The organism is Colwellia sp. C2M11 (genome assembly GCF_018860915.1).
In the GTDB taxonomy this organism is placed as follows: domain Bacteria; phylum Pseudomonadota; class Gammaproteobacteria; order Enterobacterales; family Alteromonadaceae; genus Colwellia.
Genome location: NZ_JAHKQD010000018.1, coordinates 89,078 through 103,376, shown reverse-complemented (window position 1 = coordinate 103,376; position 14,299 = coordinate 89,078). Strand labels below are relative to the sequence as shown.

Here is a 14,299-nt window from a genome sequence, read left to right as displayed (position 1 = left end):
CACAATTAGCTTATTTACAATAATTACTAATTAAAAATCAACGTCTTATTACTTGAAGAATTACTTACTTTTAGATTTGCAAATAAATTGTAAATTATTTCTGTTTCAACGCTTATCTCCCTGCTAGAATAGCGGCAATTTTATTTGTCATCATGTAACGTACTACAATTTCGTTTACATGATTTTTTCGGAAATACTTAGTAATGCGTACCAGTCAATACTTACTGTCTACTTTAAAAGAAACTCCTGCTAGTGCAGAAGTAATAAGCCACCAATTAATGCTACGCGCTGGGCTGGTAAGAAATCTTGCCTCAGGTCTATACACATGGTTACCAACAGGTTTACGTGTATTAAAAAAAGTTGAAAATATTGTTCGTGAAGAAATGCAACGCACGAATGCTAATGAAATATTAATGCCTATGGTTCAGCCTGCTGATTTATGGGAAGAATCGGGTCGTTGGGATGATTATGGCCCAGAATTATTACGATTAAATGATCGTCATAAACGTCCTTTCGTTTTAGGCCCAACTCATGAAGAAGTGATAACGAAGTTAGTCGCTAATGTAGTAAGTAGTTATAAACAACTACCACTTTCATTATTTCAAATTCAAACCAAATTTCGCGATGAAATTAGACCTAGATTCGGTGTAATGCGTAGTCGTGAATTTTTAATGAAAGATGCCTATTCATTTCATTTAGAGGACGATTGTTTAGAAAAAACATATAAAACAATGTTTGATGCATATTGTCGTATATTTGATCGCTTAGGACTAAACTATCGCCCCGTTTTAGCTGATAGTGGTTCAATTGGTGGTGACGCAAGCCATGAATTCCATGTGTTAGCAGAATCAGGTGAAGATGATATCGCTTTCAGTGATGTTAGCGACTTTGCTGCGAATGTTGAAAAAGCTGAAGCTTTAGCACCAACTGAGCAACGAGCAGAGCCTACGCAAGATTTAACTAAAGTTGCTACACCCAATGTGGCCAGTATCGAAGATGTTACTGACTTTTTAAAAGTAGATATCAAAAATACAGTTAAAACATTGCTTGTTTGTGGTGTTGAGAATGAAGATGGTACAACACCTATTATTGCCCTTGTCTTACGTGGTGATCATCAACTCAATGAAATTAAAGCAGAAAACTTACCACAAGTAGCAACACCATTAGCATTTGCAACCGATGATCAAATAATGTCTGCTGCAAATTGTAAAGCAGGCTCTATAGGCCCTGTTGGGCTAGATGTTAAAGTGATTGTCGATAGAACTGCGGCACAATTAAGTGACTTTATTTGTGGTGCTAATGAAAATGATATGCACTTTACCGGTGTAAACTGGGAAAGAGATTGTTCAGACATTGAAATTGCAGACTTACGTAATGTTGTTGAAGGTGATCCAAGCCCTTGTGGGCAAGGAAAAATAATTATCAAACGTGGTATTGAAGTTGGTCATATTTTCCAATTAGGCACCAAATACGCTAAAGCAATGAACTGTACCGTATTAAATGAAGGTGGAAAAAACCAAACGTTAACCATGGGTTGTTATGGTATCGGTATTTCTCGTATTGTGGCTGCTGCAATAGAGCAAAATCATGATGAATATGGCATTAAATGGCCTGAAGCTATTGCCCCATTCCAAGCTGCGATTGTGCCAATGAATATGGCAAAATCAGCACGCGTAAAAGAAACGGCTGAAGCGTTATATGAAACATTAAAACAAAACAATATTGATGTTTTGTTTGATGATAGAAAAGAACGTCCAGGTGTTATGTTTGCTGATCATGAATTAATGGGGACACCATATTTATTGATTGTTGGCGAACGCAACCTCGATGCTCAACAAGTCGAATTGAAAAACCGCATTACAGGTGAAAAATCACTGATTGCTATTGATGATGTTATGTCACTTTTTAGTTAAACGTTAGTTATCATTGTGATGTGAATAAAAAGGAGCTTAGGCTCCTTTTTTGTTATGTTAATACCAATAAAATTGCTTTTTATACTGTTTTATACAAAACAATCACAAATTATCATTAAAAACTTACTCTTAGCTATTTCAATGCGTAGCATTTTTAGCAACAATGGACTATACCTTAACCCCTATACAAAAGAAGTACCCTTGCCATGAAAGCTATTATCAAGTCATCTAAATTAAACAATGTTTGTTATGAAATTAGAGGGCAAATAGCAGCCGAAGCGCGTCGCTTAGAAGATGAAGGCCATAAGATTCTCAAATTGAATATCGGTAACCCTGCCCCATTCGGTTTCGAAGCACCTGATGATATATTAAAAGACGTGATCTATAATTTACCTAGCTCTCAAGGATACAGTGAATCAAAGGGAATATACTCTGCTCGTGTTGCTGTTATGCAATATTTTCAACAACAAGGCATTAAAGATGTCAGAGTAGATGATATTTTTATTGGTAACGGTGTTAGCGAGCTTATTGTCATGGCAATGCAAGGCTTGTTAAATAATGGCGATGAAGTCTTAATTCCAGCTCCTGACTACCCATTATGGACAGCAGCAGTGGCTTTATCAGGCGGTACTCCTAAGCATTATATTTGTGATGATGAAAATTTTTGGTATCCAGATATCGAAGATATGGAAAGTAAAATCACAGATAAAACTAAAGCCATTGTCTTAATTAATCCTAATAATCCAACCGGCTCTGTATACCCTGCGGAAGTACTTCAAGGCATTATAGCGCTTGCCAGAAAGCATAGTTTGATTATTTTTAGCGATGAAATTTACGATAAAATATTATACGACCAAGCTAAACATATTCCTACCGCATCACTTGCACAAGATGTGTTGATCATCACCATGGGTGGCTTATCTAAAAATTACCGTATTGCCGGTTTTAGAGCAGGTTGGATGGTTGTTTCTGGTCCTAAAATACATGCTGAAGATTATCTAGAAGGCCTTGATATATTAGCGTCAATGCGATTATGTGCCAATGTGCCGTGCCAACATGCTATTCAAACAGCTTTAGGTGGTTATCAAAGTATTAATGAGTTAATCACCGGAGATGGACGCTTATTAAAGCAACGTAATATTGCTGCAAAAATGATTAATGATATTGATGGTTTATCATGTCACCCTGCGATGGGCGCTTTATATCTTTTCGTGAAAGTAGATGCTGAGAAATTTAACATCACTAACGATGAAAAAATGATTTTAGATCTACTTAAACAAGAAAAAATTCTACTCGTTCATGGTAGTGCTTTTAATATTGAAGCTAATAACTATTTCAGATTAGTATTTTTGCCACATGTAGATGAATTAGTGCCAGCATTAGTAAAACTTAAAAATTTCTTTGCCACTTACCAGCAAGTATAGGGCATAGACTAAGGTAAGCGAAGGTTAACCTTACCTCGCTTACCTTAAAACTTGCTAACTAATCTGGACGAGAAAGTTCATCTAATGTCTGCATACAAGCAGGGAATTGAGATTGGAAATATTCTTTAACTTCTGGCCATTGTTCGCAATGCTTGCTTACTCTACCTTCTAACAGTTTAGCCGCGTCGATAAATTCTCTATTACCCACATTTACTTCTGATAAACTATAATGATATGCAGCTAAATCATCTGCCGATTTAACAATAGCTTTCGTCTGCTTATCTACATTTGCTTGAATCACCAACGGCGCCATAGCTTGGTGTAAATATTCAGGCAATCCTTGGTATACCATAGAGTGCTCAACTTCACTTTCTATTTGCTTTATTTGCTTGGTTAATTCAGGATTATAATATTTTAATGGACTAGGAATATCCCCCACGCCTCCAGATTCACTGGCTTCATGATACAGTGCAGCTAAAGCTATTGCAGAAGGGTCATAAGTTCGTTTAAATTTTATTTTGCCAATTAAAGCAATTTGATGACTAATTAACGCGACTTCAAATGAGTGTTGTGCACAGGTTTCTGGCTCTCTTGAGGCCATTAATGGCCAACGTATTATTTTTCTTAGTCTTAACATCCACGCGCTAAAACTACCTTTTTTGTGGTGAAACATACAATCCTTTAACTAATTATTAGAAAATTTTTCTCTAATTGCAGTGAATTCATCAAAATTTTCAACAATTAAATCAACCAGCGAAGCATCAAACTTCTTATTTTTTTCTGAAATAATAAAGTCTTTTATTCTCTCATCTGACCATGGCTCTTTATAACACCGTTGCGAGCCTAATGCATCAAACACATCTACAACTGCCATAATTCTAGACTCTATAGGAATGCTCTCTCCTTTTAACCCATCTGGAAAACCAGAGCCATCCCAGTTTTCGTGGTGATAATGCGCCAGCCTCGAGGCTAATTTAGACAAGTTTGCAGTAGATTGTTGTAACATATCGCCGCCAATTTGGGTATGGGCTTTCATTATCTCCCATTCCTCATGGGATAAATTTTTAGTTTTAAGTAATATATCTTCTGGCACTGCAATTTTTCCTAAATCATGCAATGGCGCAGCTAAATATAATGCTTTAACAAAAGAATCTTCTAACCCCGCTTTTTTTGCTAATAATTCACAAAGCGATGCCACCCGTTTTACATGTGAGCCGGTTTCTTGACTTCGAGCCTCAACTGCTTCACTAATAATGAACAGTAGCTCTTGTTGTGATTTTTCTATTTCTTTTTGTTTGCTTAAACTTTCTAAGATTAACGCGACATTATTCGCAAATAATTCTGCCAAATTTACATTAAAGTGCTCTTTGTCATTTTCAAACTCGATATACAAAACAGACGCAGCATTACCCGGTGACTGATAATAGCCAACAAAGCAATTTTCATTGCTGTAATGGCTTCTATCTTGAAAGACCTTTTTAATTTTTTCTTTGACATCATCTGGTATATTTGAAGACTCTAGAGAATCAGACTTACTGACATATCGACCAGTACAAGCAAGTATTAAACTCGAAGATTGCAGATCAAAATCAATTTGCGTTCGAGCAATGTATAAAGCAGAGCTATCAACATTCATTAACGATAATAAATGACTTAATGCCGCAGAGCCAAAAGCCTTCAATTGATCTTTCTTAAGTAAATCATGCGTCGCTTCAAGTAACTTTTTAAATGCATCTAAGCTACGTTGAATAGTCATAATATCTCGGTATGCTCGAATACTAGCATACACTGTGGTGATCATTTTATTAGAAGTAAAATCTGTCTTTTCTTTATAATCATTAATATCATATTCTTTAATGACTTTTGCTTCTGGGGCAGTTCCCGCTTGCCCTGTTCTAAGCACTAAGCGTATAGCTTGATTCTTTAGCTCCCTTCTTATCCATTGTACTAAATCTAAACCAGCGTGATCGGTTTCCATCACAACATCAACAAATGCCATACAAAAATCATTATCTGCTAATAATGTTTCTTTCGCTTCCTCCATAGAGTAAACCGACACTATTTCTAATTGGCGATTTTCAATTTCAATTTCATTTAACACCAGCTTAGTAACTTGGTGGACAGAATCATCATCATCAACAACCAAAATGCGCCATTTTTTATTGCATTTATGTCCACTTGCACTTTTACTTGCTTCTGATTCTTCTTTAAAAATAAAATCATTCATAGGGTTAATTTTTCATTTTCCGTTTAGCCTTATTAATCAGTGTAATGCACAAAATAAAAAAAGCATTAAAAATATACAAAAAAAGCGGCAAAAGCCGCTTTTAATTTAAAAACAAAAAGTTATTAATGAAATTGTGCCACTACATCATTGACAACTTCTTGGATATTATCTAAATGTATTTCATCATTGGTGATGCGTTTGGTTGCCCAGCCATGCCATACCGGTTGGTGTAATTTAACATCATATACATCAATACCTAATTTACCTTCAGTATATTGGCGAGCTATCGTTCTATATTCATCTGATCTAAACATACTGCCATAATAACCAGGCCACCAGCCAAAACGAGTACGATAAATTGCTGGGTAATTCATTATTTTAATCTTATCTCTATTACCTACAGTATAAGAAACGGTAAAGTCTGCTTTTTCGGCATCTTCAATCAATTGATAACCTTTCGCAATAAACGCTTTTTCAATCGCTTCATCTACACGAAGTTTCATTACTGGGTTAAAATCTTCACTTGCTGCCATGACTTTCTGTGATGTTAGCCAAGCAAAAGTTTTATAGTCTGCGGTATCAATATTTTCATTCTTATCAGAACCCACTTTTACTTTATAATTACTTGCACAGCTTGCAACAAGTAAAACTAATACAGTAACTAAGGTTACTTTTATAGCCTTCATATTTACCACCTTTTGCTTATTTCAATCAAAGTATAACTACAACATTTAGCACTATTTTAAATACTAACGTAAATACCAAAATACTACTGCTTATTAAATGTAACATTGCGTTAACTATAAAACATTACAAGAGACTAAAACAATCAAATTAAAGAGCGAATATATAATATTTCTTATATTTCAAGTAATTTATAATCGAATATTAAAAAAATATTAAGAAACACTATGCATTATTGTAATTAAAGGTTGACAGACTTTACTAAACCCTTTAAAAATAGAGCCAAGTATTATCTTTTTATAAAAATTAAATTTATCTAAGCATGTATTCAATTAATCAAAACAATAAATTAAATGTCGTCCTCGTGGTCGTAGTGATAGTTAAATCACTCCGAGGATTAGGTTGTTTTAAAAATTAGTTTTTAATTAAAGCAGATATACAAATAAATAACCAAACCCTCGCTCTATTTTAGACCGAGGGTTTTTTATGTATTAATCATTAATAGGTATCAATATGACAACAGAACTTTTTACTGGTGCAGAAATGGTAGTAAAAGCATTATCAGCACTAAAGGTTAAATATATTTTTGGCTATCCTGGAGGTTCAGTTTTAGATCTTTATGATGCTATTTTCCAACAAGATGAAATTGAACATATTTTAGTTCGCCATGAGCAAGCTGCAACTCATATGGCTGATGGTTACACTAGAGCGACCGGAGAAGTAGGTGTGGTTTTGGCAACATCAGGTCCAGGTGCTACAAACTGTGTTACAGGAATAGCGACAGCCTACATGGATTCAATTCCAATGGTAGTACTGGCAGGCCAAGTGCCAACAACCTTAATTGGTAATGATGCTTTTCAAGAAACTGATATTGTTGGTTGTACACGCCCTATCATTAAACATAGTTTTAATTGTCGTGATTTAGCCGATATACCTAATGTTATTGCTAAAGCATTTTATATCGCCAGCACAGGTCGACCTGGACCAGTCGTAGTTGAATTACCAAAAGACTTGCTAATACCACAAAATAAAGCCCCTTTTGCTATTGAAACCAACCCGACAATACGCTCTTATAATCCGAATATTAAAGGCCATCCAAAACAAATTCGTAAAGCAGCTAAAGCAATCAGTGAAGCGAAAAAATTAGTGGTTTATTCTGGTGGTGGTGTAGTTATTGCCAATGCTTCGGAACTATTAACAACACTAGTGGAAACATTAAAAGCCCCCGTAACGAATACCCTAATGGGTCTTGGTGGTATATCAGGAACTCATGACAACTTTATTGGCATGTTAGGTATGCATGGTAGCTTAGAAGCAAATAAAGCAATGGCTAATGCTGATGTTATTCTTGCCCTTGGAGTTCGCTTTGACGATAGGGTAACGAATAATGTTGAAAAGTTCTGCCCTAATGCAAATATTATTCATGTCGATATCGATCCAACGTCAATCTCAAAAACTATCAATGCACATATTCCAGTCGTCGGTTTAGTTGATATTGTTATGCAACAATTGCTTGATGAACTTAGCGCAATTAATTTCATACCTGATGAAATAGCTTTAAAAGATTGGTGGCACCAAATCAATACATGGCGCGATGTAAAAAGTGTGAGCTACAAACAAGTTGAAGGTGAAAAAATCAAGCCTCAACGTGTGATAGAAGCTATGTATCGAATTACGAATGGTGAAGCTTATGTGGCTTCAGATGTTGGTCAGCATCAAATGTTTGCAGCCCAATACTATCCGTTTGATAAACCTCGTCAATGGATAAACTCAGGTGGCGCAGGAACTATGGGGTTTGGTCTACCCGCAGCCATGGGAGCTAAGCTTGCCTTTCCTGATAAACATGTTATTTGCATTACCGGTGACGGATCAATTCAAATGAATATTCAAGAGCTATCAACCTGTAAACAATACAATCTACCAGTAGTGATAATTACGTTAAATAACCGATCTCTGGGTATGGTACGCCAATGGCAAGATATGGTTTATGATGGCAGACATGCCTCATCTTACATGGAATCACTACCTGATTTCATAAAAGTTGCAGAGGCTTACGGCCATGTAGGTATTCAAATTGATACTTTAGATGAATTAGAGCCAAAACTAAAAGAAGCCTTTAGTATTAAAAATCAATTAGTGTTTGTCGACGTGTTAGTTGATGAAAAAGAACATGTGTATCCTATGCATATTCGCCAAGGTGGTATTGATGATATGTGGATCTCTAAAGGAGTTAAAGCCTAATGAAATATTTATCAAAATGTAAAAATAACACAAATAATATTGATGACATGTGGGCTGATATAACCACTAAAGGAGATAAGGCATAATGCGACATATTTTAGCCATTTTACTGGAAAATGAAGCCGGTGCTCTATCACGTATCGTAGGGCTTTTTTCTCAACGCGCTTTTAATATAGAGAGCTTAACTGTTGCTCCAACGGATGATAACAGCTTATCTCGAATCACCATTTCAACCATAGGTGATGACAAAGTTTTAGAGCAAATTGTTAAGCAAGTAAATAAGTTAGTTGACGTTATTAAAATATCTGAGCTAATTGATAGAAAACATGTAGAACGGGAATTACTACTGGTTAAAGTTGCGGCTGTAAATGACAAAGCACGCACAGAAGTTAAACGAGTTACAGATATTTTTCGGGGTTCTATTATCGATATTGGTAAACAGGTTTATACAATAGAATTAACAGGGAATAGTGATAAACTTAATGCCTTTATTGAAGTATTAAGTAATGAAACAGAAATCATAGAATCAGCGCGTTCAGGTTGTGTTGGCATGGCACGTGGCGATAAGTCTTTACGAATATAACATTAGCTTAATCTCCTTAAAAATAAGATGTTGTAAAGTATATTTACTTTACAACATTATTTTAACTTTACATTATTGGAAATATTTAATGATTAAATTAGGAAAATATCAACACTTTAAAGGGAATTATTATCAAGTACTTCACCTTGCAAAACATAGTGAAACAGAAGAATATTTGGTTGTTTATCACCCCTTCGACAACGTAGATGATATTTGGGTTCGCCCTTTAGCAATGTTCAACGAAACGATTGTTAGAGATGGAAAAAAAATACAGCGCTTCAAATATATAGAAGAATGATGACTATCTATTGAAAGTGTAGATTACACTTAGCAGCTATTAGCTGATAGAAAAAAAATTATGCTCTTGCCAATCGACTTGTTTGTGTTGAATTTTGGTAACCTCTGCTAGTGTAGGACCAGTTTCTAACCACACTAGCATTTTTTGGACATCAACATCTTTCCCCGAAAGAAAGACTTCTACGTCACCATCAGCTAAGTTTCGAGCATAACCACTAAGTCCATATTCAATTGCCTTTTGTTGACTTGATACCCGAAAGTAGACCCCTTGGACTTTCCCTGATATATGACTAATGTAACTAACATTCATTATGTAGACTCTTTTAATTATATTATTGATACTTACATAAACTAAAGTATAGACGCTAATTTTAAATTAAAAATTAAACTAGACAATAAAATTAGCTATTTATAGCTTGTTTAACTTTTTCTTTATAGCTGCGACTTACCTTTAATTCTTTGCCATTTTTCAATACCAACAAATACTCACCACTTGCTTGGCTACAAAATTTTTCCACATAATCTTTATTAACAATGGTAGAACGATGGTTTCTAATAAACACTTTAGGATCAAGGTGCTCTTCAAGTTGTTTCATTGTTTTTCTTAAGATATGTGTGTTTTCTTGTGGGATATCTTGCGACTGTTGCTGCATAGTATTAGTGGTATGAACACACATATAATCTCCTGCAGCATCGATCCAAATAATATCTTTGACTGGGACTCTGGTCACTTCACCAACATCTTTAATCGCTAATATATCGGAATAATTAGACAAGCTAACAGGCTGATTATTAGTAAGCTCGGTTAAAATCTGTTGGTAATCATTACCGGTAACATCACTGACTAATCGAATCAATTTAGACTTATGCTCTGCATCGGTACTTGATCTGAAGTGTTGTCTAATTTTGTCGAGTGTCTGAGCAAGACGATCTTCATTGGTTGGCTTTAAAATATAATCGAGCGCCAATACTTCAAAAGCTTTAATCGCATACTGATCAAACGCTGTGGCAAACACCACCATTGGCATTTTCAACCCTTGCTTTTCAATTTCATCAATAACCTGAAAGCCAGTTAATCCAGGCATTTGAATATCAAGAAACATTAAGTCGACCTGACATTCTTTTATTGTTTCAATAGCTTCTCTACCATTACTGCATTGTTTAATGATATGGATATCGTTAAAGCTCTGTAGACGTATACTTAGTCCCTTTCGAGCAAGTGGCTCATCATCTACAATAATTGTGCGAAAAATCATAACTCAACCCTGATAATGTGTTGTAAATGGTTTTATTGAACACATTATAATAATTCAAACGGCATACGAATACTTACTTTAACACCAGAAGGAATATTATTAGCAACAACAAGCGAATAATTGTTACCATATAGAGCATTTAAACGTTCACGAGTATTCACTAACCCGACCCCATTTTCTCTATATAAATTACCATCAACTATCTCTGCACCAGGCCCATCATCCGCTAGCTCTATCATTAAATCGTTTGCAAATTTATTTACCGTAATTGTAATACTACCGCCTCGTTCTTGCGTGGCTACTGCATGCTTAATTGCGTTCTCAGCAATCGGTTGTAAAATCATGCTAGGTACTAATGCCTTTTCGCAATTTTCATTGATAGAAATATGAACTTGCAACCGTTCTTCAAAACGGACTTTCTCTATATCCAAATATAGCTCTAGTGCTTGAATTTCACTGTTTAGGCTAACTTTTTTCATCGGATCTTTATCAAGAGAATAACGTAAAAATTCACTTAATCTAGTAACCATGCCATTAGCCGTAGCATTATCCTTTAACAGTATGAGGGTTGAAATAGCATTAAGTGTATTAAATAAAAAGTGCGGATTAAGCTGATATCGCAACATTTTTAACTGAGCTTGATGGGCAACTGAATTTGCTTTTAATACATTTTGCTTTTCAACTTGTAACATTTGATAATACTTAGTACCAAAGTACAAAACACTCCAACTGAGAATAATATAAAATGACCAAACACTTGATTGGGTATACATCAATATAAAATCCGGCTTATAACCATGTTTATATATTTCCCAATAATTTAGGTTTTTAACGACTTGCCATAAAACACCGGTGATGTAAGAAGAAAAAATCACCACCAGCGCTATTTTAAATGGCGGAAGATTCCAAACTCTACGATATATATAGCGAAGAGGAACAGAAAGCAACCAGCCAGCATAAGCATTTAAAAAAATAATAACGACAAATATATCGCGCAAATCATGAAGCAAGGACCCCAAATAATGCACTAAAGCAAAGCCAAACCAACCTGCAGAATGTACAAGCCAGAATAGGCGATTTCGATTTTCGAGCAATGCTTTCCAATTCACATAAAATCCTAGAAAGTATAATATCTACATATACCTTAATTATGCGGTAGCCAACAATTAAGTGCACTGTCTTTAATCTTACCAATATAACTACTTATCGTTTTTCCCACTTAAAAGAGAATCAAAGCGCTAACATTTCACCTAAACGTTGACCTCCAAGTAAATGCATATGAATATGATAGACTTCTTGTCCACCATCTTTATTACAATTTACAATCAAGCGATAACCACTTTCATCAACCCCTTCTTGTTTAGCTAACTTTCTAGCAACAGTGAACATACGTCCCATGGTTAACTCATCAGCGTCAGTAACATCATTAGTGGTCGGGATATGCTTATTAGGTACAATTAAAATATGAGTACTTACGCGCGGGGCAATATCTCTAAAAGCGCTTACTAATTCATCTTGGTAAAGTAATGGGGTTGGGATTTCTTGTCTAATAATTTTAGAAAAAATAGTTTCATCTGTCATAGTGGTCTCTACAATATAAGTTACTTTATGATTTCTTTCTATTTTACGTTAAAACAAAGTTCGGTAAACAACTAAATTATCCTTCATAAAAAACATCGGTAAAAGATAAAAATTTTACCCTGATTGCTTACACTCACTGTTCTTTATACAATTTATTTCTACTCAAACGGCAGAGTAGAAATAAAAGTAAATGGTGATTTAAACATTAATAAATAATTTGTGCTTCATCTACTGGCGTATCTGAAAAACTTACTGCATCTGTATATTGTTTACTAGCAAGTTCAGCGCTATCGAGAGAGCTTGCATGCACCCTTGCAATAACATCACCTCGGTTTACACGTGTGCCAATAGGTAAAATACGATCAAAACCAACACTATGGTCAATTTTTTGATCATTACTAATACGCCCACCACCTAAACCAACAACAGAAAAACCAATGTCACGCGTTTGCATTGCTTTAATATATCCATTGCAAGGCGATAATATTTCAATGATATGCTCTGCTTTATTCATTGAACGCCAAGGCTGCTCAAGTAGATCTGTTGGTCCACCTAAAGCACTGATCATTTTAGCAAAAATTTCAGCCGCTTTACCTGAATCTAATGCATTGTCTATTTTTACTTGTGCTTCATCATCACTCTTAGCAAGTTTACTATTGATTAACATCGCTTTAGCTAAAGTTACAACCACTTGATGAAGCCTTGGCTCACGAAGCTTACCCGTTAAATATTTTACGGTTTCATACATTTCTAACGCATTACCCGCAGTATTACCAAGCACTTGATTCATATCAGTAATAATAGCTTGAGTGTTCACCCCTGCACCGTTAGAAACACTGGTAATACTATCTGCCAACGCTTTTGCTTGACTTAAATCTTCCATTTGAGCGCCATTGCCCATTTTTATATCCATGACTAACACATCAAGGCCCGCAGCAAGTTTTTTAGATAAAATAGACGCCGTGATAAGAGGAATAGACGCCACTGTTGCAGTAACATCTCTAATAGCATATAAACGTCTGTCTGCTGGTGCTAAATCAGGAGTTTGAGCAATGATAGCGACACCGAGATCAGCAACAATGCGTTTAAAATCAGATAAATTAGGCTGAACATTAAAACCCGCTATACTTTCAAGCTTATCTGCAGTGCCTCCAGTATGGCCAAGCCCTCGCCCTGATATCATTGGAACATAACCACCACAAGCAGCAACAATAGCTGCAAGCATAAAGCTAACTTTGTCACCAACCCCGCCAGTCGAATGTTTATCAATAACAGGTCCGTCTAAATGCTGCCAAGATAATACCTCCCCTGAATGCATCATGGCTTTTGTTAATTCTACAGTTTCTTGTGGTACTAAGCCTTTTTGAAAAATTGCCATTGCCATTGCGCCAACTTGCGCATCATTAAAATTATTAGATACTAAGCCATCAACAAAAAATTTAATTTCATCTTGTTTAAGTACTTTACCATCTCGCTTTTTAGCGATAATTTCTTGGGGTAATAACATTGTTTAATCCTTTCTGTCTTTTTTAATTATTATTTTAATTCGTTGTTATATGTTTACTAAGTTTTATTGATAAGGTTGTAGGGAGTAAATGCATCTGGCAATAACTCTGCCACCGTCCAGTGCTGCTGTTGATTCAAATGGTTAGCTGCCATAATTAGCGCATCTTGAGGGAAAAATTCAGCAATTACTTGTCGGCAAGCACCACACGGCGGCGTCAATATTTCTTGCTCGGTATAAACAACCAATGCCGTGAACTCAACAGTTTTATTACTTGGATTATGAATAACACCTTGAGCAATACAATTACGTTCAGCGCAAACAGTTAACCCGTAAGATGCATTTTCAACATTACAGCCTTGCACTATTTTAGTATCTGTCGTTAACGCGGCAGCACCTACTCTAAACTCACTATAAGGTGCATAAGCTTGCTGGTAAGCTTGCTTTGCATTGTCGACAAGGTTTTGCCAAACACTAGCATCAATATTGTTACTCATTAATTTACTCACTTTTTCTAGCTTAAGAATATTACTTGACCATACGGTCAAGTATTTAGATATACTAACATCAATTATTAAATTTAGTAGTA

General features: G+C 35.4%; 14 protein-coding genes. 5 read left to right on the top strand and 9 right to left on the bottom strand.

All coding sequences use genetic code 11. The features are described from left to right. Positions 1 to 203: 203 nt before the first annotated feature. Together KO509_RS06425 and KO509_RS06420 are read left to right on the top strand one after the other, a co-directional pair. Positions 204 to 1,913, top strand: a complete 1,710-nt coding sequence (locus KO509_RS06425) for a proline--tRNA ligase (protein WP_215972463.1) — start codon at positions 204 to 206, stop codon at positions 1,911 to 1,913. Between the two features lie 206 nt (positions 1,914 to 2,119). Beyond that, entirely contained in the window at positions 2,120 to 3,337 is a 1,218-nt protein-coding gene (locus KO509_RS06420) for a pyridoxal phosphate-dependent aminotransferase (protein WP_215972462.1), read from the top strand. A gap of 58 nt (positions 3,338 to 3,395) precedes the next feature. Here the strand turns inward: KO509_RS06420 and yfbR are convergent, their stop codons facing one another. The 3 genes from yfbR to KO509_RS06405 all read right to left on the bottom strand — a co-directional run bounded on the left by yfbR (position 3,396) and on the right by KO509_RS06405 (position 6,250). After that, positions 3,396 to 4,010: a 5'-deoxynucleotidase gene (gene yfbR / locus KO509_RS06415; RefSeq protein ID WP_215972461.1), complete on the bottom strand. Its 615-nt coding sequence runs from the start codon at positions 4,008 to 4,010 to the stop codon at positions 3,396 to 3,398. A 12-nt stretch (positions 4,011 to 4,022) separates the two neighbouring features. Continuing rightward, entirely contained in the window at positions 4,023 to 5,564 is a 1,542-nt protein-coding gene (locus KO509_RS06410; RefSeq protein ID WP_215972460.1) for a response regulator, read from the bottom strand. A 122-nt stretch (positions 5,565 to 5,686) separates the two neighbouring features. Beyond that, complete coding sequence (locus tag KO509_RS06405; protein WP_215972459.1) at positions 5,687 to 6,250, bottom strand: DUF4136 domain-containing protein; 564 nt, start codon at positions 6,248 to 6,250, stop codon at positions 5,687 to 5,689. A 511-nt stretch (positions 6,251 to 6,761) separates the two neighbouring features. Here KO509_RS06405 and KO509_RS06400 point away from each other — a divergent pair. The 3 genes from KO509_RS06400 to KO509_RS06390 all read left to right on the top strand — a co-directional run bounded on the left by KO509_RS06400 (position 6,762) and on the right by KO509_RS06390 (position 9,370). Then, a complete protein-coding gene (locus KO509_RS06400) occupies positions 6,762 to 8,489 on the top strand; it encodes an acetolactate synthase 3 large subunit (RefSeq protein ID WP_215972458.1) in 1,728 nt (575 codons plus the stop codon). A gap of 85 nt (positions 8,490 to 8,574) precedes the next feature. Then, the gene (ilvN, locus tag KO509_RS06395) at positions 8,575 to 9,072 is read left to right on the top strand and encodes an acetolactate synthase small subunit (protein ID WP_215972457.1); all 498 of its coding nucleotides are present in this window, start codon (positions 8,575 to 8,577) and stop codon (positions 9,070 to 9,072) included. Between the two features lie 88 nt (positions 9,073 to 9,160). Further along, the gene (locus KO509_RS06390; protein WP_215972456.1) at positions 9,161 to 9,370 is read left to right on the top strand and encodes a DUF1653 domain-containing protein; all 210 of its coding nucleotides are present in this window, start codon (positions 9,161 to 9,163) and stop codon (positions 9,368 to 9,370) included. Between the two features lie 39 nt (positions 9,371 to 9,409). Here KO509_RS06390 and KO509_RS06385 read toward each other — a convergent pair whose 3' ends face one another. The 6 genes from KO509_RS06385 to KO509_RS06360 all read right to left on the bottom strand — a co-directional run bounded on the left by KO509_RS06385 (position 9,410) and on the right by KO509_RS06360 (position 14,270). Further along, the gene (locus tag KO509_RS06385) at positions 9,410 to 9,679 is read right to left on the bottom strand and encodes an acylphosphatase (RefSeq protein WP_215972455.1); all 270 of its coding nucleotides are present in this window, start codon (positions 9,677 to 9,679) and stop codon (positions 9,410 to 9,412) included. Positions 9,680 to 9,770: 91 nt separating this feature from the next. After that, entirely contained in the window at positions 9,771 to 10,625 is an 855-nt protein-coding gene (locus KO509_RS06380; protein WP_215972454.1) for a LytTR family DNA-binding domain-containing protein, read from the bottom strand. A 44-nt stretch (positions 10,626 to 10,669) separates the two neighbouring features. Further along, complete coding sequence (locus KO509_RS06375) at positions 10,670 to 11,734, bottom strand: histidine kinase (RefSeq protein ID WP_215972453.1); 1,065 nt, start codon at positions 11,732 to 11,734, stop codon at positions 10,670 to 10,672. 121 nt (positions 11,735 to 11,855) lie between these two features. After that, positions 11,856 to 12,206: an HIT domain-containing protein gene (locus tag KO509_RS06370; RefSeq protein ID WP_215972452.1), complete on the bottom strand. Its 351-nt coding sequence runs from the start codon at positions 12,204 to 12,206 to the stop codon at positions 11,856 to 11,858. Between the two features lie 205 nt (positions 12,207 to 12,411). After that, entirely contained in the window at positions 12,412 to 13,713 is a 1,302-nt protein-coding gene (gene deoA / locus KO509_RS06365; protein ID WP_215972451.1) for a thymidine phosphorylase, read from the bottom strand. 56 nt (positions 13,714 to 13,769) lie between these two features. Beyond that, positions 13,770 to 14,270, bottom strand: a complete 501-nt coding sequence (locus tag KO509_RS06360; protein WP_354668414.1) for a cytidine deaminase — start codon at positions 14,268 to 14,270, stop codon at positions 13,770 to 13,772. Positions 14,271 to 14,299 lie beyond the last annotated feature (29 nt).

Excerpts from the sequence above, each read along its gene's own strand:
- KO509_RS06425 (WP_215972463.1), top strand. The coding sequence starts at position 204 with ATGCGTACCAGTCAATACTTACTGTCTACTTTAAAAGAAACTCCTGCT.
- KO509_RS06420 (WP_215972462.1), top strand. The coding sequence starts at position 2,120 with ATGAAAGCTATTATCAAGTCATCTAAATTAAACAATGTTTGTTATGAA.
- yfbR (WP_215972461.1), bottom strand. The coding sequence starts at position 4,010 with ATGTTTCACCACAAAAAAGGTAGTTTTAGCGCGTGGATGTTAAGACTA.
- KO509_RS06410 (WP_215972460.1), bottom strand. The coding sequence starts at position 5,564 with ATGAATGATTTTATTTTTAAAGAAGAATCAGAAGCAAGTAAAAGTGCA.
- KO509_RS06405 (WP_215972459.1), bottom strand. The coding sequence starts at position 6,250 with ATGAAGGCTATAAAAGTAACCTTAGTTACTGTATTAGTTTTACTTGTT.
- KO509_RS06400 (WP_215972458.1), top strand. The coding sequence starts at position 6,762 with ATGACAACAGAACTTTTTACTGGTGCAGAAATGGTAGTAAAAGCATTA.
- ilvN (WP_215972457.1), top strand. The coding sequence starts at position 8,575 with ATGCGACATATTTTAGCCATTTTACTGGAAAATGAAGCCGGTGCTCTA.
- KO509_RS06390 (WP_215972456.1), top strand. The coding sequence starts at position 9,161 with ATGATTAAATTAGGAAAATATCAACACTTTAAAGGGAATTATTATCAA.
- KO509_RS06385 (WP_215972455.1), bottom strand. The coding sequence starts at position 9,679 with ATGAATGTTAGTTACATTAGTCATATATCAGGGAAAGTCCAAGGGGTC.
- KO509_RS06380 (WP_215972454.1), bottom strand. The coding sequence starts at position 10,625 with ATGATTTTTCGCACAATTATTGTAGATGATGAGCCACTTGCTCGAAAG.
- KO509_RS06370 (WP_215972452.1), bottom strand. The coding sequence starts at position 12,206 with ATGACAGATGAAACTATTTTTTCTAAAATTATTAGACAAGAAATCCCA.
- deoA (WP_215972451.1), bottom strand. The coding sequence starts at position 13,713 with ATGTTATTACCCCAAGAAATTATCGCTAAAAAGCGAGATGGTAAAGTA.